Here is a 21642-nt window from a genome sequence, read left to right as displayed (position 1 = left end):
ACTTTTCTCCATCGCGCCATTCCGCAGTCCGGTTTGGCTGGCCCTAGTTGTTTTGTTAGCAGTGTAGTCATCTGAGCAATCTTCGAAATCATATGAGATCAACGAAAAAACCTGGGGAATAATTCTCTGTTTCACTTATTGGGTGGGCACTGCCAACATGCCAGGACTTGTGGAGCTAGAACAAAGGTTGCTGATTTTAAATTAGGAGCGAGCTAAGCAGGCTAATGATCGAGCAGACAGCCTTTCTATATAAATACAAAGCCATTGATGGTGATAACGGGGATAACTTTAAGTGGGCGGGCCGAATATTCACGCATAATGAAATATATTTCGCGAACGCAAATGATTTCAACGACCCGTTCGATTGCAAGTTTGATTTTTCATTCGATGGGAGCAATCAAGATCGAAAGGATTATTTGATAAAATATGTCAAAGATAGGCATCCGAATTGGAATAGAGAATGCAGAAATACTTGGATTGCAAAAAACTTCAGTAATTTTTCATGGGATGACCCTGATTTTATAAATAGGGTAAAAGAATCCAATAAAAAATTAATACTCACAGTTAGAATTTGCAGTTTTTCAGAAGTGCCAGATGACATCCTGATGTGGTCACATTACGCAAACGGCCATCAAGGTTTTTGCCTACAATTTTCTGGAAACGAAGACACGGATTTTATTGCAAATGGTCCCTTTAATAAGAGAGAGCAAAAAATCTCTTACTCGGATACATACCCAATTGTTAACCGCTTTAAAGACAGTGACATGGAGACCCTCAAAAAGTCATTGTTAACAAAGGCCAAGCGTTGGGAGTATGAGAAAGAGTGGCGGATGATTGATCATAAAAAAGGACCGGACATAAAACGCTTTTCGCCGGAAATGTTGGTAGGCGTCATCTTTGGCTGCAGAATGACTGAAGAAAATCAGGGGCAAATAAGAGAATGGTGTGCAAATCGCAAAACAAAAATATCTTTCTATAAAGCACAGGAAGAGACTCAGTCTTATTCATTGAAAATCATTGGGGCGTAGGCGCTGTCTGGGCCCACTATTCAGGTGCTTTTGGTCAGGGCAAAAAATAGCTGCTAGCGGTCGAACTCGCATCATCAAAAGTCCTGGTTGGTCTGCGCTAGTCACACGCCATTAAGGCCGAACTCCCGCCGCTGCTCGCCCCAGATGAGCGGGATGCCTTTGAGGAGGCGTTTCATATCGAGATCAATTGGCTGATAGCCGTCGAGAATGGCTTCCACGATGTCGGGAGCGAGGAAGGAAAGGCGCAGATGGTGTCCTACGTAGCGTTCGTTCACACCTTCATCCTTTGCAATCGCGCGGATGGAAGGCGTGTCACCTGACAGGAGCTTGGCTTTCCAGGCATGCGCCCGGGCCAGTGCTTTGATGAGCGTGGCATTGGGCCTTGGCTGAGTCTCCTTCACATGTCCCGGAGGTATCACGAGTCGCATCTCGCCTGAGCACAGTTTCAACCGCGCCGGCGTGGAAAGAATCAACGCATCGTCAGTGTTGGACCCATTCTCCTCTTCCCGATTTAAGTTAGTAGTGCGCGTTGGCGACGTGTCACTGAGCAGGCTTTTTTGCAGCTGGCTTCGGCGCAGTACGATTCGAACCTCTCCATCGCTCACCGTAACCTTTGCAACGACCGTAAGAACAAAGGCGCGTCGTTCGGCGGCCTTCATCTGGGGCCATTGTTCCGCCTGCTTCCTGGCGGCACTCATGAGCCGTTTCTGATCACGGGGCTTGAGGGCGTTTCCGATCTCGTCGATTAGTGCGCCAGAGTCCTTAAGCAGGGAAGCCATCCGCGCGGTGACCAGTTTTTCGATTTCCCGCGCCGGAATTCGAATAACGGACCCGGCCTCGCCCTCGCGATGCTGGAGGATTGCCTGACTCACATAATAGCGATAGCGAGTTCCGTTCTTGACGGCATGGGAGGGCGAGAGGCGGTTGCCATGCTCGTCATGGAGAAGCCCGGCAAGCAGGCTCGGTTCTGTTGCCCGGACGCCTGATCGCCGCGCGTGAGTGTTGCTGGTGAGTTTTGTCTGCACTTCCTTCCAGGTCTTGGCATCGATGATTGCTGGGTGTTGGCCTTCGTAGACCTCCCCCTTATGTGCGATCTTGCCGGCATAGAGCGGGTTGCCAAGGAGCTTGTAGATGTAGCCGCGGCTTAAGGGGCGGCCACCGCTAGATCCTTCGGCCCGTATCTTGGTCTTTAGCCCCAACCGGTCGGCCTCTGCCTTTACTCGCCGCACATTGCCATGCGCAAGATAGAGCCGGTAGACGGCGCGGATGGTTTTGGCCTCGACCTCATTGATCACCAGGGTTCTCTCTTTTGCCTCATAGCCGAGAGGCACGAAGCCGCCCATCCACATGCCCTTCTTCTTGGAGGCGGCGATCTTGTCGCGAATCCGTTCGCCGGTGACCTCGCGTTCGAACTGGGCGAAGGAGAGCAGCATGTTCAGCGTCAGCCGCCCCATGGAGGTTGTCGTGTTGAACTGTTGGGTGATGGAAACAAAGGAGACGGCGTGGGCGTCAAAAATTTCGACAATCTTGGAAAAATTGGCAAGCGATCGGGTGAGGCGATCAACCTTGTAGACGACGACGGTATCGACCTTTCTGGCTTCGATATCGGCAAGCAGGCTCTGCAGGGCCGGGCGTTCCAGGGTGCCGCCGGAAAAGGCCCCGTCGTCATAGGGCGTGCGGACCAGTTGCCAGCCTTCACTTTTCTGGCTGGTGATATAGGCCTCGCAAGCTTCGCGTTGGGCGTGCAACGAGTTGAAATCCTGCTCCAGCCCTTCTTCTGACGATTTGCGGGTGTAGATGGCGCAGCGTCTAGTTGGCATGGTTTACCTCCTTTGATCCGGGGGAGGTCTTCCTGAGCCCGAAGAACGCCGGCCCTGACCAGCGCGTGCCGGTGATCTCGCGTGCGATTTTAGAGAGGCTTGCGTAACGGGTGTCTCGGTATTCGAAGCCGTCTTCGAGCACGGTCACCCGATGCGCTTCCCCCTGCCATTCCCGCACCAGCCGGGTGCCGGGCCGGAAACGCGGTATCGGATCAGGGGACATTTGGCCGGCTTTCAATGCCTTGGCCAGTCGTTCGAGCCGCCGCTGGACCTTGGGCTTCAGACCGCCATGGCGGCGTGCCTGTATTTCCCAGGCAATAGTGTGGGTGAGAATTTCGCGGCTTGTTTTCTTCGGTGGCGGTCGTCCGAAAAGTTCTTGCCAGGCATCAATAAGCCCAGGCCGGGGAAGGCAGGGAAGGTCTTCAAGTTTTGGAATGTTGCTCTGCGACATGGGGATGAATCCTCCTCCCCCATGCACGCTTCCTTTGGGTAGGAAAGCCAGAGGAAACGGATGATTGCCGGGCAACAATCCGACTTTCTTGAGGGGATTGAGGGCAGACGCTCGAGGCCGTGATTGGCCAATCAAAAATGCTTAGAATCTCGGTAGTGTACTTGTTTTGTTCTATTTTTCTGTATAGAGTAGCCGACGAACACAGGGCTCCTTGCCCCTAGCCCGATATATCGAGTCATCTTTGCAATCGCACGATAGGAGGTTGCCATGGACGACAAATTCACAATTTATGCTTCCCCTTGGTTAAAGCCGATCCTCGACGAGTTTCTAGAGCGGCCCATCGCACCCCAAAGGTGGAGCGCATATTTTTCCCGGTTCAAGCGAGAACTACGGGAGCGTGCTGAGGGCATGGGGTCGACATCCAAGTACGAATTGCTCTGCGAATCCCGGGCAGCGGTTAGCCTAGTTGCCGAAGGCCCCGGAGTGTGGCTGACGGTTCCGACCGAGTTGTTTAACCCTTCCGACGGTGCGGACCAGCCCCGCGCACGTCAGCACGTTAAAGACAAGGTGCGCCAACGGATCAACAACCTCGTCACCAAGGCACTGCTTGGCAACGAGTGGCGGCACAATGATCTGATTCCATTGTCAGAGGAAATTCCGTCGGCAGCGGATTCGCCGGAGGCCACCTTGGCCAGGGGGCAAGAGGTCGCGGCCTTGCTCGCGCAGGCCACCGAGCAGGAACGGCCGATTTTGGCATTGATGTATAAAGGGTACACCACCACCGAGGCCGCCCGGACACTCGGCATCACCCCGGGCGCCGCTCGCCAAGCGCTACACCGACTAAGGCACCGTATCCGCTAAGAAAAATTTATCTCACGCGTAACGTTTCCGGCCTCCCACCGGACTAGGGGTAGCACTCAACTTAAGGAGCTACCCAATGGGAACCATCGATTCAGTAGAAGTAGAAGAATTATCTCTTTCCGATTTGATTTCTAACCCCCGCAACGCGCGGACCCATGCACCTGCGCAGATTCGCCAGATTGCGGCCAGCATCCGCGAGTTTGGCTTCACGAATCCGCTCCTGATTGACGACGCAAACAATATCATTGCCGGCCATGGCCGGCTCGAAGCGGCGAAGCTGTTGGGGCTTGAACGGATCCCGGTAATCCGGCTTTCTCACCTCACCCCGACCCAAAAACGGGCGCTGGCTCTCGCCGACAACAAGCTCGCCGAGAACGCGGGATGGGACCTGGAACTACTCGCCGATGAGCTTCAGTTCTTAAGCGAAGTCGAGATTGATTTCGACGTGTCGGTCACGGGCTTCGTTCCGGCCGAGGTCGACCTGCTGATCGAAACGCTTAAGCCTGATGAGGATTCCGGGGCGGATGTGCTACCGGATTTGCCGACGATGGAAGACTGCGCCGTCGAGCCGGGTGACCTCTGGGTCCTCGATCGCCACCGCTTGCTCTGTGGGGATGCGACCGAGGCGGCCGCCCTTCGACGTCTCATGGCAGGGAAAAAGGCGCGGCTCGTTTTTACCGACCCGCCTTACAACGTGCTGATCCAGGGCCACGTCTCCGGACTTGGCCGCATCAAACATGCGGAATTTGCCATGGCCTCCGGTGAAATGTCAGCGGAGGCTTTCACCGCCTTTCTCGAATGTACCCTTGGCAATCTCGCCCGACACAGCATGGAGGGCGCCCTTCATTTCATATGCATGGATTGGCGCCATTTGGGAGAGCTGCTTGCCGCCGGTCGGTCCATCTACGACAAGCTCCTCAACCTCTGCGTCTGGGCCAAGACGAACGCCGGCATGGGCTCACTCTATCGGTCTCAGCATGAACTGGTGTTCGTCTTCAAGAAGGGGAAGGCCACGCATATCAACAACGTCGAACTCGGGAAGCATGGCCGCTACCGGACAAACGTTTGGAACTATCCGGGAGCGAACGCGTTTGGGGCCGGGCGAGACGCCGCCTTGGCCATGCATCCCACCGTCAAGCCGGTCGCCATGGTGGCGGACGCAATCCTTGATGGCTCAAAGCGCGGGGAGATCGTCCTCGATGGCTTTGCCGGCAGCGGCACGCTTCTTATCGCGGCCGAACGCACGGGGCGCGTCGCGCGCGCCCTTGAACTCGATCCCCGTTACGTTGAGGCGGCAATTCAACGCTGGCAGGACTACACCGGCGGCACCGCCCTTCATGAGGAAACAGGGGCTTCTTTTGATGCCTTGCGCGAGCAACGGCTTGCCCAAGCAAAAAAGACGACCGCCAAGGAGGCCTACGATGGCGAATGACGAGAAGATGGTTGGCTACAGAAAGCCGCCGACGCACACGAAATTCAGAAAAGGCCAATCTGGCAACCCGAAAGGCCGGCCAAAGGGGGCGCGGAACTTAAAGACCGAGCTCGAAGAGGAGATGCGGGAGCAAATACGGGTGCGCGAAGGCGGCGTCATTCGCAAGGTCAGCAAGCGGCGCGCGGTACTGAAGGCCTTAGCTGCCAAGGGCGCTCAAGGTGATGTCAAGGCGAGCGCGCTCTTGTGCAATTTGATGCTCCGATTCGATGCACTCGACCAAGGTCCGGATATTGACGCTTTTCTGGCCGAGGAAGATCTAGCAATCCTTGATCGCTATAAGGAGCGCCTGGTTCAGGAAAATAAAAAACCAGCGTCTAGGAAAGCCAGGGGCACAGAGCCCAAGAAGCCCAAGAAGGAGAAAGTCTCATGAAGGAATTGTCCCGAGTGTTTCAGGCTACGCTTCGCTTAGATTTATCGAGTTTCATCCAAAAATGCTTCAGCACCGTCGACCCGGCAACGACCTATTTGCATAACTGGCATATCGACGCGCTCGCCTGGCACCTTGAGGAGTGTCGGAAGGGGAATATCCGGCGTCTTTTAATCACCATGCCGCCCCGTTATTTGAAATCAATCGCCGCCTCGGTCGCTTTTCCCGCATGGGTCCTCGGTCATGACCCTACCGCGCGCATTATAGCAGTGAGTTATTCGGCCGACCTTTCTGGCAAACACGCCCGCGACTGCCGAACGATTATGGAATCCAACTGGTACAGGAAATGTTTCCGAAAGACCAAGCTTCATCCGAATAAGAACACCGAGTCGGAGTTCATGACGACCGCGCAAGGCTTTCGTCTCGCCACCTCGGTCGGAGGAACGCTCACTGGCCGCGGCGGAAATATGATTTTGATCGACGACCCAATGAAGCCAGGAGAGGCGATGTCATCAACAAAGCGGGAGGCCCTCAAGCAGTGGTTCGATGGAACCCTCTCTTCGCGCCTAGACAACAAGGCCGACGACTGCATCATCCTCGTCATGCAGCGCCTTCATGTCGACGATCTGGCCGGCCACGTCCTTGAGCAGGAAGATTGGGTGCGTCTCGACCTGCCAGCCATCGCAGAGATACCGCAACGCATCCAATGTGGGCCAGGACGGTTCATCACGCGTCAACCCGGGGAGCTTCTTCACCCGGAACGCGAGCCTCAGGAAACCCTCGATCGTCTCAAGAGGACGCTTGGAACCCATACTTTCTCGGCGCAATACCAGCAACAGCCGGTGCCACCCGGTGGCGCTCTCATCCGCTGGAAGTGGTTTCGACGTTATCAGGAGTTGCCGGCAAAGAGCGGTAACGACCGCATCCTTCAGTCATGGGACACCGCCTCGAAGGGAGAGGAAATTCACGACTACTCGGTCTGCACGACCTGGCTAGTGAAGGAATCGACCTTTTACCTGATCGATGTCTATCGTGAACGTTTGGAATACCCGGAGCTAAGGCGTCGGGTGGTGGAGCTGGCCCGGAAATACGCTGCCGATGTCGTCATCATCGAAGACAAGGGTTCCGGCACGCATTTGATCCAGGAATTGACCTATGAAGGCCCGTTCCGACCCATTCCCTTCCTGCCGGAAGGCGACAAGGTGACACGGGCGGCCGCCCAGACAGCAATCATCGAGGCCGGCGATGTGTGGCTACCAGAACGCGCACCTTGGCTTCACGACTTCGAAAGAGAGGTTTTGCAATTCCCGCACGGGAAATTTGATGACCAGGTGGACAGTTTTGTACAGTTCCTCTCCTGGATCACAAAACAGCGTTATTTGCCAAGATGGAGAGCTCTATAGAGATGGGGGATTTACCTGATCACCACTTTGCTAGATAGGGTGGTGCCGATTGCTGTTAATGGGCCATGGTCCCCGCTGGCAGCTCTTTTCCTTGTAACGCTTCGAGCGCTGCAATTACCCTGACCCAAGTGTTTTTGCCGTCCATGTCAGCTACCTCAAGGCACTTGTCGGCCTGCATCGCTGCAAAGATCACTGCCTCTTCACCATGCTGCTTTATCAGCAGGTTCGCCGAGCGATAGATATCGATGTCATCAACCATTCTTTGTTCTCCTGCCTGCACAAGATATATTCTAGGTCCTTGAGTGGAGGACCGCTCATGCTGCACAGCCTGTCGATTTTTGTCCTCGTCCTTGGCTTAAGTTGGTCTTCAGCGGCCCTCGCTCAGATTAGCGCCTTCGGAAGCGCGGCGTATAGGATTCGGCAAGGTCGTCTTCTTCGTTCGCTTCCTCAATTTCCTCTTCGTCGAGCTGAAGTAGCGTTAAGCGGTAGCCGTTGATCTGAAGAAAGGTCTGCTCCAGAAGTTGGCGATCGCAATAGGGTTTAACGTCCACCCACCAATGGCCGTCTACGGCGTCCATGTTGGAGAGATCGCCTTCGCTACCGCTGAAACGGGCTGTCAGAGAACCGTTGGGGATTGGCTCGTCGCGCCGGAGCGGGATAAAGGGAAAGCTTTGACCCCAGACGGCATAAACGAACTTTCCGTCCTTTGAGAACACCGTCGCGCTTGGCGTATCAATCAGCTCGCAGAAACGGCGAGCTGCAGCTTCCTTGCTGGTGTCGTATTTTTCAGCAAGGCCTAGAAGAAGCTCCAGGTCGGGTGCCGTGGATCGGGCAAGGTCGTGGCGAAAGAGCGTGGCGGGCATGAGCATGTTGCCGGAGAAGCGGTTTGCTTCAACTTCCATGCGTGTTGCCCGGTCCATGGCCTTTGAGGTGCCCGACTCCTGCATATCTGACACCGTGCACATGAACTTTGTGCCTTCCTGCGGCAGATGAGAGGGTATGAGAAAGTGGGCAAGCTCATGGCCAATGGTAAACCTTTGGCGTCGACGGCTGCTTTCTCGGTTAACCAGGATCACCCCCTCCGACTTTTCCCGATCGGTGATRAGCCCCCCTTCGAAGCCGCTTGCACCAATGGCCGCAATCTCGGTGATGTCCACGGCGCGTGCGATAGCCTCGATGGGCACCGGAATGGGCATGTCCGGAACCTGCTTTAGGATACCTTGGACGAGGGTCTCCGGAGAACCCAGGTCAGCCAGGTCCATACGGCTAATCTCCATCGGATTTAGCCTTCTCCTTACGCTCGCGCATCTGCCGCATGATAGCGTCGAGCATCTCCCTGTCGTCCGGGTCCAGGTCCTTCAGCTCGCGGAACATGGCGATAAGCTGTTCTTCTTCGTCGGGGGCATCCGGGTCCTCCCCGACAAAGTAGGCGATGCTCACGTTGAAGTTTTGAGCGAGTCGTTGCAACAGATCGATGGACGGATTGCGGCTGTCGCCTTTCTCAAGCTCCCAGATATGCGCCTTGGACGCATTCACGGCATCGGCGACTTGCTGAAGGGACTCGCCTTTTCGAATCCGTAGCTGTTTCAGGCGGTTTCCGTAAAAGGCCACGCTGATCACCTCCATTCAGGTTGTCATTCTGGACGGCATTTTCGATACCGTATGATAAATCGAACAAAATCGTAATACAATACTTGACTTCGCGGCAATGTTCGATGTATCATTACGTATAGGTCTGCTTTGATATACGGTGGCGCGAAACGGCAGGAATGAAGGCATAAGCAAGCGGAACCAGCTCATTCGCCGACGAAGAGAAGCGGTTGAAAAACAATATGTGGGTACTATTTGAGTTAGATACACAAGATCGTGAGGGTCAGCCATGACAGACGGGCCGCGACGCCTGCGGGTATTGAGCATTGACGGCGGCGGCATGCGTGGCGTGTACACCGGCGCCTATCTTTCGGCGCTGGCCAAGCAAGCTGCCGCACGGCGGAATACGGGAGATCTTGACGTAGGAAAAGCCTTCGACCTGATCGTCGGAACCAGTACCGGCGGCATCATCGCCTGTGCCCTAGCGGCAGGTGTTCCCCTCGATGAAGTAGTTGACCTCTTCCGCCGGCACGGCCGCGAAATCTTTCCGATCAAGATGCCCGATGGCCTCAACATTGATCTATTCCGGCAGCTCTTCAGCCGGCCGAAATACCTCATCCGCGGTGCAAATGCGCTCCAGCGCAGGTTGGAGGAAAAGTTCGGCGACATGACGGTGCGTCAGGTCTATGACCAACGCCGCATCGCCCTGGCCATTCCGGCAATTGAGATGTCGCGGCATCGAAGCTGGGTATTCAAAACGCCACATTTGGGCGGCCACCGCGATGACGGCTTCCGCCTTGTGGACGTGTGCCTTGCAACCAGTGCTGCGCCGCTATACCGGTCCATGGCGCGAGTCGAAAATCCGACAATGTATGGGCATCACCACGTGTTCATCGATGGCGGTCTTTGGGCGAACAATCCTGTTTTGGTCGGGATGATCGACGCCCTCCAGATGACGGAGCCGGGCGACCGAATTGAGATTTTCTCGCTAGGCACCTGTCCGCCTCCCGCCGGCGACATTTTTGATGCCGATGATATGCACCGCGGGCTCGGCGATTGGAAATTTGGCGGTGAGGCGGCAGTCATCGCGCTCGATGCGCAGGCATTCGCATACGACAATATGGCCGGCATGTTGGCCGGGCACCTGGATCGCGATTGCCACGTGGTGCGCTTTCCGCGAGGCGACTTGCCGGCGAAGGCCATGCCCTATCTAGACCTGGACGAGACCAGCAATAAAGCTACGAAGGTGCTCGTCGAACAGGCCCTAGAGGATGTGTCACTCACGCTGAGTGTGTGTGATCGCGCTGCCGATAATGACGGGAACCTACTGGCGACGCTGCTGAAGGACCTGCCTCCGGTCGAAAAACAGGAGGCAACCGGTTGATTCCGGTTTGGTTGAAACTACTAAGTATCGTAGTGGCCGGAAAAGTGCTGCTCGATGTATTGGCCGACGATGAGGAAGAGACGATGTATAATTGCCATAAAGATATTCTGGCCTATCACAACGACAAGGTGATGCTCTCAAAAGTGGAGCAGGATGAAATGCGCGACCGCCGGGACACCAACCGGCAGCGGTTGAGAGACGGCCTAAAACGCGACGGGGAGCCGGCGCTGAGCGGCTTCCAGTCGCAGGGGTCGTATGCCCACCGCACGATGGTCCAGCATCCTGAGAAGGACTACGACATCGACGACGGGGCTTACTTCTGGAAGAAGGACCTCAAGGGGCCGAATGGTGGTGACAAATCCGCGCGCGACGCTAAGGAAATGGTGCACAAGGCACTTCATGACGATCGTTTCAAAAAGCCGCCCGAGGTCCGCACCAACTGTGTGCGAGTTTACTATAACGCCGGTTACCATTTGGACGTGCCCGTCTACCGCAAGGTGAAGACGAAGAACATCTCGGGTGAGGAAGAGATCTATTACGAAATCGCCAGCTCCGACTGGAAGAAGGCCGATCCCGTGGAGGTTACGCACTGGTTCAATAGAGAAAATGAGTGCCAGAGTCCGGACACCACGAACGGCCGTCAACTGCGCCGGCAGACGCGATTGAATAAGGCCTTGGCCCGCAGTCGGGAGAGCTGGCGCCCCCGTATCGCGACGGGCTTTATGATCACCACGCTAATCGTTAACGAGTGCTATCGACCGAACGCCAAGCGCGAGGACCGGTCACTCTATGACACGATGGTGGCTATGCAGGGCCACCTTAAGTGGAACCTGGAGATCGAACACCCGACGGTGCAAGACGAGAAGCTAACAAAGGGGTCGAATGACGCCTGCACGCGCCTCCTGCGTGAGAAGCTAGACTGGCTCATCGACGAGCTTCAGGTGCTATTCGAATCGGACTGCACCCGAGAAAAGGCCCTTAAGGCCTGGGATAAGGTGTTCAACACGGACTTCTTTAGTACTCGACTTAAGGACGCCGAGGATAAGGAAAAAAGTACTCACGACGGTGCGGCAACGGCGGATTTCTCGGCCGGCTTAACCACGGCGATTTTGACGAACCGCTCGGAAGCTCGTGAGCCCGACCGCCCAGTCGAAAAGCAAGGTGGCGGCCGGTATGCCTGATGTTGCTACCGACCTCATGGCATGGCGCCAGGCGGCCCTCGATGGCCTCGATCGGTACATAGGCGGACAACATGATGCAAGGCCGCTTAGCTCGCGAGAACTGAAGCAATACGAAGACCGTGGGATAACGCATGGTTGGCGTCTGCCGGGGCCGGAGGCCGGGCCTGTAGTGCTGGATATCTTGGTGGATGGGGACTTTCCCTATTCAGCGGCACGCGTGGCTTTGCCACAGGGACCAGGCCCGCTTAAGTGGCCACATGTTGAAAACGATGGCGTCTTATGCGTATTGCCAGGACAGGCAACTGTCTCGACACGGGATCCTGTCAATGTTGCAAAGTACGTATTGGATGCTGCCCTGGCGCTAGTCGAAGATTGTCGCAGCGGCAACATCGCCCAAGATTTTCGGGATGAATTTTTATCGTACTGGACGATTGCAGCGGATGATGGTGCGCCCCCCTTTATGAGCCTGCTCGTCCCAAACGGCCCCAGCCGTCAGGTGGTCGTCTGGCACGGGAAGGCTAGATGCTTCTGCGCCGACGACCGAGCCACGCTTGATGGGTGGCTGGACCGTTGGGGTGCGGAGAAGCCGAAGGAGGGCTTCACCTTTCACAAGGGCGTGTTGATCTGGCTACCAAAACCTATGGTGCCTCATGAATACCCACGCACCGCCGCTGATGTCCGTTCGCTGGCTGAAAATCATGCACCCAACGCCCTTACATTGCTCGAAAAGTGTGTGGCTGCGGACTCCATGAGGCTCGACGTTATCATCGGTGCACCGACAGCGCACGGTGCCTGCTTCGCAGCCGCGACGTTGCACCGCCCGGACGACAAAGTGATGCAATGCGGATTTCGCCCGGGGCATATACCAAAAGCCGTTATAATCAAAAAGTACCTGGGCGCGGTCAAAGTCACACGCAGCAAAGTCCATCGCGCCGATCACAATTGGGTGCACGGTCGCGACCAGGACAAGCGTCAAACTATCCTCAAAGAGGCCCGCGTCCTGGTATTGGGCTGCGGTGCGGTCGGTGGGGGTGTTGCCCGCCTACTTGCGCAATCCGGTGTCCACAACCAGATGCTCATTGACCATCAGCTTTTTGACTGGCCGAATGTCAGCCGCCACGTATTGGGTGCACCCGCAGTTCAAAAGAACAAAGCCATAGCTCTGGCTGAGACCCTACGACGCGACTTTCCGCACCTAACGGGCATCGAGGGCCGCAAAATAACCTTCGGTTTGGCGGCCACCAGCCTGATTGACGAGTTGCCAACTTTCGATCTGGTAATCAGCGCGACCGGAGAATGGGGTGTCGATATGCTGCTGAACGACTTGCAGCAGAGTCGCACCGATATCCCGCCGATCATTTACGCATGGCTTGAAGCCCGCGCCACAGCCGCGCATGTGCTCTTCATCCCACAATCTGCAGACGGCGCATGCTTGCGTTGTGGATTTAACGAGCGCGGCGTTTTGTCGTTGCCGGTAACTAATTGGCCCAAAGATAGAGCGCTACTTCAGGAGCCAGCTTGCGGTGCAGTGTTCTCACCGTTCGGTGCGGTAGAACTTATGTGGGCACACGCACTCGTCACGGAACTAGTTCTCGACACGTTAATTGGAAACATAACCAACGTAACGTGTCACACTTGGATTGGACGGAGTGAGACTGTGAAAAATGCAGGGGGTCGCTGGAATCCGACATGGTGTAATACGGTTGGTGATCCGGGGCAGGGCGGTGTGACTGTTCAGCGCGCCTGGGAACATGCGCCTGAATGTCCCGTCTGCAACGGAGCTGCCGCGGCGTGATTGCATACGCGGCAGGTAATTCAGGGCAGACGCTGGTCCTCACTGACCCGGTCCTCGCCCACCTTGACCGCCATCGGCAGACAACCGCTATGAGCAAGGAAGCCGGGGGGCAGTTGTTTGCACGATTCAACGGTAACAACATCACCCTTGAACGCGCGACTGGACCACGACGTTCGGACCAGCGCTCGTGGTTATCCTTCATTCCGGACCGCATTGCAGAGCGCCGGGAGATAAAACGCCTGTTCAAGGAGGGGCTTCACTATGTGGGCGACTGGCACACCCATCCCGAACCAATCCCGCGACCTTCAAAAACCGACGCCCACAGCTTCCTGGAAGTGTTTCGTAAGTCCCGGCATCAGCTGGCAGGTTTTGTCATGATTATCGTTGGAACGGCGGCGATTCCAGCGGGGTTGTTTGTCGGAGTAAGCAATGGAATAAAGCACGAGCAGCTAGAGCCCCTGAAGACTTGAGTGGAACTACTGCTTAGTCTTATCGGCATTGTCAGAGTAAATCAGCTTGAGCCGGGAAGGTGACTTCCATAGTTTTCGGGGATGAAAAACAGGTTTTTTAATTAGACTGACAGTATCAGCGTCCTTGTCGGCATGTAGAACAAAACGGATACATTTGTAGCTTGACCCGTTAATCGCTAGGTCGTATTGGTGACACGTTGTCAAAATTTGTCCCAGAGAATAAGAGGGGAGGCTGCGGGTGGAAGAATATGGCTTCTGTACGCTCAGAGAACAGAATGGTCTCTCGATTAACGAGGCGGCCGAACTACTCGAGGTAAATGCAAAAACTATCCGACGCTGGGAAAACGGCGAGACAACACCCAGAAAAGTGTACATGGAAGTACTCCGGCATCGTCTGGAGAGCCGGAAGGTGCCAGAGCCTGAAACCCCGCCTTTTACGTTCATTGATCTCTTTGCCGGTATTGGAGGGATGCGAAGAGGGTTCGAGACGGTTGGCGGGAAGTGCATATTCACGTGTGAGTGGGACGATTATGCACAACGAACATATCGTGCAAATTTTCCCGACGACCACGCAATTGCTGGCGACATAACCAGGATCAGCGCCAGCGATATTCCCCGGCATGATGTCCTGCTCGCCGGCTTCCCCTGCCAGCCATTTTCAATCGCCGGCGTTTCCAAGCTTAATTCCCTCGGGCGCGACCACGGATTCATGAACAAAACGCAGGGCACGCTCTTCTTTGAAGTCTTGCGAATCCTGAAACACCATCGTCCGGCGGCTTTTCTGCTTGAGAATGTCAAGAATCTTCGCAGCCACGACAAAGGCAATACTTTCCGGACAATTTGCGGGGCACTTGAGGATGACCTCGGATACAACATCAGTTTCCGGATAATTGATGCGAAAGGATATGTGCCGCAGCATCGCGAGCGCATCTTCATTGCCGGGTTTCGTGATGATACCGGCTTTGATTTTGACAGGCTGGAATTCAAAGAGCCCGGAAAGGGCCCCGTTCTTCACAGTATCCTTCACTCGCCTGACGAAGAAGCAGAAGGACACTACACGGGCAAAATGAAAAACGAGTATTCAGGAAATGCAACCGTCGTTGACGACCGGTACACCCTTTCCGATAAGCTCTGGAATTATCTGCAAGCCTATGCAGCAAAACACAAGGCTGCTGGCAACGGGTTCGGATTCGGTCTCAACACGCCCGATGCAAAAGCGCGTACGCTTTCGGCACGCTATTACAAGGACGGCAGCGAGATACTTATCGACCAGCCCGGTAACAATCCGAGGCGCCTGACGCCACGTGAATGTGCACGGCTTATGGGGTTTGATCCGGACAGGGAAACCCGCATGTCCATCCCTGTCTCTGACACGCGTGCCTACAAGCAGTTTGGTAACGCGGTAGCCGTTCCGGTCGTCCGGGAAATAGCCCGCTATATGGCCCCCCACATCATGCGGATCAACAATCCGGGTGAACTTTTCGAAAATGCAACCTCGCCCGGCAGGTCCGGACCGCAGGAACGTCAGCTCGAAATTGGCTGACATAGTCTCTCCGGAGATTCGAAGCCGGATGATGAGGGGTATCCGGGGCAAGGATACAAAACCCGAACTGGTGATACGCTCAGGGTTGCACGCTCTCGGTTTTCGTTATCGCCTCCATGTAAGGGTGCTGCCGGGAAAGCCCGATCTTGTGTTCCCGGGCCGCAAGGCAGTGATCTTCGTGCACGGTTGCTTCTGGCACGGTCACGACTGTCACCTTTTCAAATGGCCGAAGACACGTAGGGCATTCTGGCACAAGAAGATCACAACAAACCGTCGTAACGACGAAAAGCACATTGCCGCCCTCCGGGAACAGGACTGGCGAATTCTCGTCGTCTGGGAATGTGCCCTCAAGGGGAAAACGCGTCTCGCCCCCGGAAGACCGGTCCAGCAGGCCGCCCGCTGGCTGAATGGCCGGGCGCTCCACAAGGAGATCCTCGGACATGGTGTGAAGAGGTGAGTTAAAGCTGAAATTCGTTCACGATATTGTACAAAGGGCCCAGGGTTTCTTTCAGACGGCTTGTGTTTATCCGCCACTGTGGGCGCACCTTTGCTTTACCGTCAGCGTATATCGAGTCAGCCGGGTCATAGTACACAACCCCGGAATGGATAGCTTTCAGCAGCTTCCAGACATCCGTTCCTTGCCCGACAATGACTGCAGGGCCAAATTTGTACTCGACATCATGCACTGCGCCGCCAGGTGCCGCCTGACGCGAACTTGGAACATAGGCAGCGGAGGCGTGCTTGCTGTTCCAGGAGTTTGCAAGATGCGCCAGCGACCACGAAGCAACAACGTCGCCGGCCGGCTGTAGCACCAGCTCAACAGCGATTCCGTCCGTATCACCGTCAAATTTTCCGGTTTCGGGATTGTACCCCGTTACCCTGAGAAGCATTCCTGTCTTTTCATTTTTGATCCCGCAGCGATGAATGCCGGTAAACCGGGTGCTGCCATCTCCCTTCTGTCCCGGCCGCCCGTAACGCTCCATGAACTCACGAAAACTGTGATCTCCCTGGAAGCCGCCATCGGGCGTCGGGGTCATGAGGCTGATACGCGAGCCACCATACGACTTCACCTCGAAGCCATACTTGTCGGGGCCTTTCTTCGCATTGGCCGGGACTCCCAGGAGCGCTTCCAGCGTATAGCCTGCCCCTTGAGCCCCTCGGAATGGGGATGGAACAGGTGATGCCGGGCGCAATATCCTTGAGCTGTGCCAGCCTGCGGAAACGATGCGCGAGAGATCAGCCATGAGGAGGTCCAGAGGGGATGCACCTGCGGGTCCGTCGACGACAAGTACGCGGAGGATTGGCGCGGCGGCAAGCTCGGGGAGCTCTGGAAAATCTGTAACGATCGGGTCGTCACGTTCTGTCAGCACACATCCGAGCACCTGCCCTGATGGCGCAACACCAAGTGCCAGAATGCGCTTCCCGAACTGTGCTTGCAGACGCCTGCGCAAGGCATCAGGAGCGTCCTTACAGTCAGATAGAAATCCGGACATACGGACTTCCGGGTATTGGAAGTAGTCAATAATGCGCGTGTTTGGGGCCGGAAACAGCTCGCCTCCGGATCCCATCCAGGCAAAATCAATCTTCGCTTCGAGCTTCGGTTTTCCGGATTTGGATTGTCGCTTGAGCGTGCTCTCGCTCGGAGAACGTACATCGATCGTGGCGGGAAAAAGGTTGGTGACGCCGTCGAGACCGCCGCCTAGATAGATCTGGTTCTTTTCGTTGTCCTGCTTAGCCGATAAATGTTTGATGTAAACAGTGTCGATGCCGAATGACCGGAAGCGGGTTCGTAACTGGTCGACGGTGGTGATAGGCATGCTTGCGTTCCAGTTCCATACACAGCGAGGACGATGGGTCAGAATATTATGTGCTGGATGAGGACTCTTGGAAACAGCGTTAGCGATATGCCCTGTTAACTCGCGGTCACGTAATACGCCCGACCAACTCTTGCAGCCTTGAAAATTTACAAGCCGCCATCCGAAATCTAGCGCAGATAGGGAATTGTCAGGCTAAAGCAGCTTGCGACAGAGTCTCTTATTCGTGCAAACGTGGCGCAGAAATCAATCGGCGGCTTGCGCACCTGATTGCTGAAATCGAAGGAGCTATTGAGAGCGCGCACTAGATCCGTCGAGGCTACAAGTTGGCCCTGCCTGCCTCAACGCGATTTAACCTGACAAAGCCCTTCACCTTGCGCGCGCTCTTGAACCGCCCTATGTTCTTTCTTTGTTCTTTTTCGTAAGGGGCGCTATTCATGCTGCTTGCCACGGTTAGCGGGGAGAAAAACCCTCTTTCTCTGCCCCTCTATATGAGCCCGGTTACGGCGGGATTTCCCTCGCCCGCTGAGGACTACATAGAAGGAAGCCTTGACCTTAACGCCTACTTGGTGCCCCACCCGGCGGCGACCTTCATTCTGCGGGTTGTGGGCGATTCCATGACAGGGGCCGGAATATTACCTGGGGATCTTCTCGTTGTGGATCGCAGCGTAGAACCGGCAAAGGGCCATATCGTGGTGGCGGCCCTGGAAGGGGATCTGACGGTCAAACGTCTGACGGGAAGCAAAGACCGCTGGGTATTGGTTGCCGAACACCCAGACTTTCCACCCATCCGGGTTGGACCGGATCGTGACTGCATCCTCTGGGGCGTGGTTACCGGTGTCGTACGGCGTATGGAATAGGTCTGTGATTTTCGCGCTGGTCGATTGCAACAATTTTTATGTGTCCTGCGAAAGAGTGTTCGATCCTGCCCTTTGTGGGCGCCCTGTGGTGGTGCTGTCCAATAACGATGGCTGCATCATCGCTCGCTCCCAAGAGGCAAAGGACATCGGCATAGCCATGGGGGCACCTCTGTTTGAGGTGCGCGCCCTCATCCGTCGTTACGCAGTCGCCGTCTTTTCCTCAAACTTTCCCTTGTATGGCGATATGTCACGCCGGGTGATGTCGGCGTTGACGCATTTTTCTCCAGAGATGGAGGTCTATTCCATCGATGAGGCATTTCTCAATCTTTCGGGAATTCCTGGAGACATCACCCAATACGCCCGGGACATTCGCCGCACCCTGGGCTGCTGGACAGGCATTCCTGTTTCCGTCGGCATTGGGCCAACCAAGACGCTTGCCAAGCTTGCCAATCATCTTGCCAAAAAGAACCCCGCCATGGGAGGCGTTACCACCCTGTTGGACCGGGACCACCGCAGGGAAGCGATGATGGTGACATCGGCAAAGGACATCTGGGGCATTGGGCGCCGCCACGGAGCGATGCTGGAGAAAAACGGAATCACAACAGCGTATGACCTGTCCATGCGTCCCGATGCCTGGGTGCGTAAAAGAATGGGGATCGTCGGGCTGCGCCTTGTCCATGAAATGCGGGGGATAAGCTGCTTCACCCTGGAAGACCAGCCATCGGATAAGAAAACTACCACGGTTTCCCGTTCCTTCGCCCGTGAGGTAACGGCCAGGGCCGATGTTGAAAGTGCCGTCGCTAATTTTGCAGAACGCGCCACCGAAAAACTACGCGAAGGTGGCCTGGTGGCCGGGGCAGTGACGGTATTCCTGCACACTAACTCCTTCCGCAAGGATCAGTCTCAATATCGCAACGCCGTCACCTTTGCCTTGGACCCAGCCACCAACCATGCGGGTGCGGTGATTTATATGGCTCTTGCGGCCCTAAAAAAGATTTACCGTCCGGAATTTGCTTACAAGAAAGCAGGTATCATGATGCTGTCTCTTGCCCGTGCCGACAACGCACAGATGAGCCTTCTGGAAAGTGGTTCATGCCGGGCATCGGAGACAATGAAAGTTTTTGACGCCATTAATCGCCGTTTTGGGGCTGGGGCGATCCGCCACGGCGTGACGATCCAAAGCGGGAACTGGTGCATGAACCAGCAACACCGTTCCCCCCGCTACACAACCTGCTGGGAGGAGCTGGCAAAGGTACAGTAGAGAAGTGCTCGGCTGCGTTGGGCGAGTGATGTCAATTGGCGGCTTGAAAGCGAGATTGCCGAGCATTTCTGAGACTTGTTTTATTAGACTGACAGCACCTCTCTACGAAGTGCATCCATCGCTCCAGAGTTGGCATATGCGTTACAGTGTCTGTATTCTCTTTTGTTGTGTCCAACATGAGATGGATTTGAAGAATCGGATCAGAATAGATGAGCAACCTTTCTCCAGAGGCCATATCAAACGGCAGTATATTTTTAGTGGTTAGTTTCCCCATTATGCCACCATTGGTGGATTCTGTCCTTTTGCAAGAAGTACAACTCGACGGCGGCGCCTTGCGGCTGCTGTATGAGCCAGCAGGCCATCTGCACGTCATTTTGTTGCGGAATCTCGATGGAAAGGAAACTTCCATCGCTGAGCTTAAGTCATGTCCACTCGTCGTCGTGGGTGCTGGACCTTGTATTATAGGTATTAGATGGTTGTCGTCTCAGAACATGATCATCAACGTAAACGGACAAATAGTAGGATCCACAAATAAAGAGGATGCAATTCCAGACTCCATGGTCGTCGGCCAAGTGATGAGTTCAAAAGAAAATCGCGGCGACTTCTCAAAAGAAAACGTTTTAGCGACCACGAACAGGCGCCATAGATACGACAGCTTTCAGTCGATTAGAGAGCGAAGAGACCGAATAAAAGCTGGGCAGGGTTATATATTTGATGCATTAAAAGCCGAGATTCTTCAAATGCAAGACCTCCTCAAGCTCATTGCTGAAGGCAGAACGCATAATTCATTGGGGCTTGCAGCAAGAGTGCGCCTCTTGATTGGGCTTGGAAAGCCATTGCCTCTGCTCCAATTGTGTGCGGCCGAATTAGACGAGCCGCTTATCGTCTATACGAATAATAATCCGAGAGGGCGTCCGCCAATCAGACCAACCAAATCGTTTTCCATTAACATAAGCTCACAAGCTGACCACATGTTTCAAACCCCGATTGATATTGACGTATGGCTTGGATGCACAGCAGGGCAAATTGGTGACCACGTTTTTACACACAAGGACCTAATTAATAAGATTGGCAATACCGTCGCCGCACATGTTGATCCGGATCTACACCCTTACGTCGTGATGCTGAGGGAATCCAAATCACAATTTAGCGAAGCAGGTGTCAAACACGACATGCTAATCCTATATATGTGTACAGTAGCGAGGGTGGTTGGTCAGCTTTCGGTAGATCTGCACGAACGGTACTGTCAGAGCAAACCGGCTTGAGCCGGGCTGCTTGTTTCCGTAGCCTCAGTTGAGCGGAACCCCCTTCCGGTATTTCAACAGTTCACCCGAAGTGATCCGCTTGGCGGTCATGATGTACATAAAGTTCAACGTGACGCTGCCCTCCCCGAATGGTGTCAATTGGCGGCCTGAAAGCGAGGTTGTCTGGTGTTTCTGAGACTTGTTGAATTCCGGCTAGGCTATTCTTTGTCTGCTGGAAGCAGCTGGACGTGCTTGTTCAGGTTAGGCTGAGCGCAAAAGAAAAGACTAGGCAGCCGCATCATTGTTATGGTCAATGGAATACTACTTAGGGGGGAATTATGAGAACTAAAAAAATATTTGGCGTGGCCATTTCGGCCTGCTTATTGACGGGTTGTGCCTCGATAATTGGGGGCACCTCTGACTCGATCACGATAAATTCGAACCCGCCGGGTGCCGTGTGCAATCTTATCCAGAACAACCGGAGTATTGGGCAAGTTACAACACCGGGTGGAGTCACGGTAAAAAAGACAAAGCATGATATTCATGTGACGTGCACGAAGGAAGGCTACCAAACGGCTAGCGGATATCTGAATTCAGGAATTGAAGGTTCAACGTGGGGAAATATTATCCTAGGCGGTGGGATTGGCTGGGCGGTTGATTCGGCCGCCGGTGCCGATAACGATTACCCCGACTACATCACGATTACTCTCGTGCCTAATGCAGCCCCCGCGCAATAGAAAAGCAGGCATTATCAGGGTAAGTAGGCTTGAGCCAGGAAGGGATTTTGCATCCCCGGAGGCTACGGAATGCTACACTCTGTCTCAAGCCAATTTACTCTGACAAAGCCGAGAGGAGAACTACGGTGACACGCATCAAAGGACGAAACGATGGTCCTGGTGGCCGCAATGAGCACTATGATATCGGTAACCGAAAAAATGTACCCCGTCGAAGTGTCGTCGCTGAGATAAAACGTGGCGAACATCCTGACGCACACGTTGTGAAAATTAACGAGCGCGAATATGCACGGGATAACCCAGATAAATTAAAATCGGACAATGTAAACAGGGGCAAATAACCA

Annotated in this window: 21 protein-coding genes and 1 pseudogene; 16 read left to right on the top strand and 6 right to left on the bottom strand. The window is 54.8% G+C overall.

What is annotated here, in order from left to right; all coding sequences use genetic code 11:
- Positions 1-224: 224 nt before the first annotated feature.
- Positions 225-1028, top strand: a complete 804-nt coding sequence (locus COA65_02430; protein PCJ61093.1) for a hypothetical protein — start codon at positions 225-227, stop codon at positions 1026-1028.
- A gap of 101 nt (positions 1029-1129) precedes the next feature.
- On the opposite strand, the gene COA65_02425 is transcribed toward COA65_02430, so the two are convergent.
- Both COA65_02425 and COA65_02420 read right to left on the bottom strand, forming a co-directional pair.
- Positions 1130-2848: a resolvase gene (locus COA65_02425; protein PCJ61092.1), complete on the bottom strand. Its 1719-nt coding sequence runs from the start codon at positions 2846-2848 to the stop codon at positions 1130-1132.
- Positions 2838-3299: a hypothetical protein gene (locus tag COA65_02420; protein PCJ61091.1), complete on the bottom strand. Its 462-nt coding sequence runs from the start codon at positions 3297-3299 to the stop codon at positions 2838-2840. The genes COA65_02425 and COA65_02420 overlap by 11 nt, the downstream gene beginning before the upstream one ends.
- 267 nt (positions 3300-3566) lie before the next feature.
- Here COA65_02420 and COA65_02415 point away from each other — a divergent pair, with 267 nt between their 5' ends.
- The 4 genes and pseudogenes from COA65_02415 to COA65_02400 all read left to right on the top strand — a co-directional run bounded on the left by COA65_02415 (position 3567) and on the right by COA65_02400 (position 7422).
- A complete protein-coding gene (locus tag COA65_02415; GenBank protein PCJ61090.1) occupies positions 3567-4160 on the top strand; it encodes a hypothetical protein in 594 nt (197 codons plus the stop codon).
- 76 nt (positions 4161-4236) lie between these two features.
- Positions 4237-5592 carry a DNA methylase N-4 gene (locus COA65_02410; GenBank protein PCJ61089.1) on the top strand — a complete coding sequence of 452 codons (1356 nt, stop codon included), beginning with the start codon at positions 4237-4239 and terminating at the stop codon, positions 5590-5592.
- Positions 5582-5929 (top strand): annotated as a pseudogene (locus tag COA65_02405) (hypothetical protein). Before COA65_02410 ends, COA65_02405 begins: the two are co-directional and overlap by 11 nt.
- An 89-nt stretch (positions 5930-6018) precedes the next feature.
- The gene (locus COA65_02400; GenBank protein ID PCJ61088.1) at positions 6019-7422 is read left to right on the top strand and encodes a terminase; all 1404 of its coding nucleotides are present in this window, start codon (positions 6019-6021) and stop codon (positions 7420-7422) included.
- Positions 7423-7477: 55 nt separating this feature from the next.
- On the opposite strand, the gene COA65_02395 is transcribed toward COA65_02400, so the two are convergent.
- From COA65_02395 to COA65_02385, 3 genes are all read right to left on the bottom strand, one after another.
- Positions 7478-7681 carry a hypothetical protein gene (locus COA65_02395; protein PCJ61087.1) on the bottom strand — a complete coding sequence of 68 codons (204 nt, stop codon included), beginning with the start codon at positions 7679-7681 and terminating at the stop codon, positions 7478-7480.
- Between the two features lie 127 nt (positions 7682-7808).
- Complete coding sequence (locus COA65_02390) at positions 7809-8699, bottom strand: hypothetical protein (GenBank protein ID PCJ61086.1); 891 nt, start codon at positions 8697-8699, stop codon at positions 7809-7811.
- Positions 8689-9048: a transcriptional regulator gene (locus COA65_02385; protein PCJ61085.1), complete on the bottom strand. Its 360-nt coding sequence runs from the start codon at positions 9046-9048 to the stop codon at positions 8689-8691. The genes COA65_02390 and COA65_02385 overlap by 11 nt, the downstream gene beginning before the upstream one ends.
- 253 nt (positions 9049-9301) lie before the next feature.
- On the opposite strand from COA65_02385, the gene COA65_02380 reads away from it, so the two are divergent.
- The 6 genes from COA65_02380 to COA65_02355 all read left to right on the top strand — a co-directional run bounded on the left by COA65_02380 (position 9302) and on the right by COA65_02355 (position 15842).
- Positions 9302-10396, top strand: a complete 1095-nt coding sequence (locus tag COA65_02380; GenBank protein ID PCJ61084.1) for a patatin — start codon at positions 9302-9304, stop codon at positions 10394-10396.
- An 83-nt stretch (positions 10397-10479) separates the two neighbouring features.
- A complete protein-coding gene (locus tag COA65_02375; GenBank protein PCJ61181.1) occupies positions 10480-11577 on the top strand; it encodes a hypothetical protein in 1098 nt (365 codons plus the stop codon).
- Positions 11528-13372: a hypothetical protein gene (locus COA65_02370; GenBank protein PCJ61083.1), complete on the top strand. Its 1845-nt coding sequence runs from the start codon at positions 11528-11530 to the stop codon at positions 13370-13372. The genes COA65_02375 and COA65_02370 overlap by 50 nt, the downstream gene beginning before the upstream one ends.
- Positions 13339-13842: a hypothetical protein gene (locus tag COA65_02365; GenBank protein ID PCJ61082.1), complete on the top strand. Its 504-nt coding sequence runs from the start codon at positions 13339-13341 to the stop codon at positions 13840-13842. Before COA65_02370 ends, COA65_02365 begins: the two co-directional genes overlap by 34 nt.
- A gap of 238 nt (positions 13843-14080) precedes the next feature.
- Positions 14081-15385, top strand: a complete 1305-nt coding sequence (locus COA65_02360; protein PCJ61081.1) for a DNA (cytosine-5-)-methyltransferase — start codon at positions 14081-14083, stop codon at positions 15383-15385.
- Complete coding sequence (locus COA65_02355) at positions 15378-15842, top strand: very short patch repair endonuclease (GenBank protein ID PCJ61080.1); 465 nt, start codon at positions 15378-15380, stop codon at positions 15840-15842. Before COA65_02360 ends, COA65_02355 begins: the two co-directional genes overlap by 8 nt.
- Position 15843: 1 nt before the next feature.
- On the opposite strand, the gene COA65_02350 is transcribed toward COA65_02355, so the two are convergent.
- Positions 15844-17202 carry a hypothetical protein gene (locus COA65_02350; GenBank protein ID PCJ61079.1) on the bottom strand — a complete coding sequence of 453 codons (1359 nt, stop codon included), beginning with the start codon at positions 17200-17202 and terminating at the stop codon, positions 15844-15846.
- Positions 17203-17636: 434 nt separating this feature from the next.
- On the opposite strand from COA65_02350, the gene COA65_02345 reads away from it, so the two are divergent.
- The 5 genes from COA65_02345 (at position 17637) to COA65_02325 (ending at position 21639) form a co-directional block, all read left to right on the top strand.
- On the top strand, positions 17637-18059 hold the full coding sequence (locus COA65_02345; protein ID PCJ61078.1) for a peptidase S24: 423 nt from the start codon (positions 17637-17639) through the stop codon (positions 18057-18059).
- Between the two features lie 4 nt (positions 18060-18063).
- Positions 18064-19320 (top strand): hypothetical protein, encoded by a 1257-nt coding sequence (locus tag COA65_02340; GenBank protein PCJ61077.1) that lies wholly within the window; start codon positions 18064-18066, stop codon positions 19318-19320.
- 275 nt (positions 19321-19595) lie between these two features.
- Positions 19596-20585: a hypothetical protein gene (locus tag COA65_02335; protein ID PCJ61076.1), complete on the top strand. Its 990-nt coding sequence runs from the start codon at positions 19596-19598 to the stop codon at positions 20583-20585.
- A 317-nt stretch (positions 20586-20902) separates the two neighbouring features.
- A complete protein-coding gene (locus COA65_02330; protein ID PCJ61075.1) occupies positions 20903-21301 on the top strand; it encodes a hypothetical protein in 399 nt (132 codons plus the stop codon).
- 125 nt (positions 21302-21426) lie between these two features.
- Positions 21427-21639: a DUF3892 domain-containing protein gene (locus COA65_02325; protein ID PCJ61074.1), complete on the top strand. Its 213-nt coding sequence runs from the start codon at positions 21427-21429 to the stop codon at positions 21637-21639.
- Positions 21640-21642 lie beyond the last annotated feature (3 nt).

Source organism: Rhodospirillaceae bacterium, from assembly GCA_002746255.1.
Lineage (GTDB): Bacteria > Pseudomonadota > Alphaproteobacteria.
This window is presented reverse-complemented; position numbering and strand designations above follow the sequence as displayed.

Excerpts from the sequence above, each read along its gene's own strand:
- COA65_02430 (PCJ61093.1), top strand. The coding sequence starts at position 225 with ATGATCGAGCAGACAGCCTTTCTATATAAATACAAAGCCATTGATGGT.
- COA65_02425 (PCJ61092.1), bottom strand. The coding sequence starts at position 2,848 with ATGCCAACTAGACGCTGCGCCATCTACACCCGCAAATCGTCAGAAGAA.
- COA65_02420 (PCJ61091.1), bottom strand. The coding sequence starts at position 3,299 with ATGTCGCAGAGCAACATTCCAAAACTTGAAGACCTTCCCTGCCTTCCC.
- COA65_02415 (PCJ61090.1), top strand. The coding sequence starts at position 3,567 with ATGGACGACAAATTCACAATTTATGCTTCCCCTTGGTTAAAGCCGATC.
- COA65_02410 (PCJ61089.1), top strand. The coding sequence starts at position 4,237 with ATGGGAACCATCGATTCAGTAGAAGTAGAAGAATTATCTCTTTCCGAT.
- COA65_02400 (PCJ61088.1), top strand. The coding sequence starts at position 6,019 with ATGAAGGAATTGTCCCGAGTGTTTCAGGCTACGCTTCGCTTAGATTTA.
- COA65_02395 (PCJ61087.1), bottom strand. The coding sequence starts at position 7,681 with ATGGTTGATGACATCGATATCTATCGCTCGGCGAACCTGCTGATAAAG.
- COA65_02385 (PCJ61085.1), bottom strand. The coding sequence starts at position 9,048 with ATGGAGGTGATCAGCGTGGCCTTTTACGGAAACCGCCTGAAACAGCTA.
- COA65_02380 (PCJ61084.1), top strand. The coding sequence starts at position 9,302 with ATGACAGACGGGCCGCGACGCCTGCGGGTATTGAGCATTGACGGCGGC.
- COA65_02375 (PCJ61181.1), top strand. The coding sequence starts at position 10,480 with ATGTATAATTGCCATAAAGATATTCTGGCCTATCACAACGACAAGGTG.
- COA65_02365 (PCJ61082.1), top strand. The coding sequence starts at position 13,339 with ATGTCCCGTCTGCAACGGAGCTGCCGCGGCGTGATTGCATACGCGGCA.
- COA65_02350 (PCJ61079.1), bottom strand. The coding sequence starts at position 17,202 with ATGCCTATCACCACCGTCGACCAGTTACGAACCCGCTTCCGGTCATTC.
- COA65_02345 (PCJ61078.1), top strand. The coding sequence starts at position 17,637 with ATGCTGCTTGCCACGGTTAGCGGGGAGAAAAACCCTCTTTCTCTGCCC.
- COA65_02335 (PCJ61076.1), top strand. The coding sequence starts at position 19,596 with ATGCCACCATTGGTGGATTCTGTCCTTTTGCAAGAAGTACAACTCGAC.
- COA65_02330 (PCJ61075.1), top strand. The coding sequence starts at position 20,903 with ATGAGAACTAAAAAAATATTTGGCGTGGCCATTTCGGCCTGCTTATTG.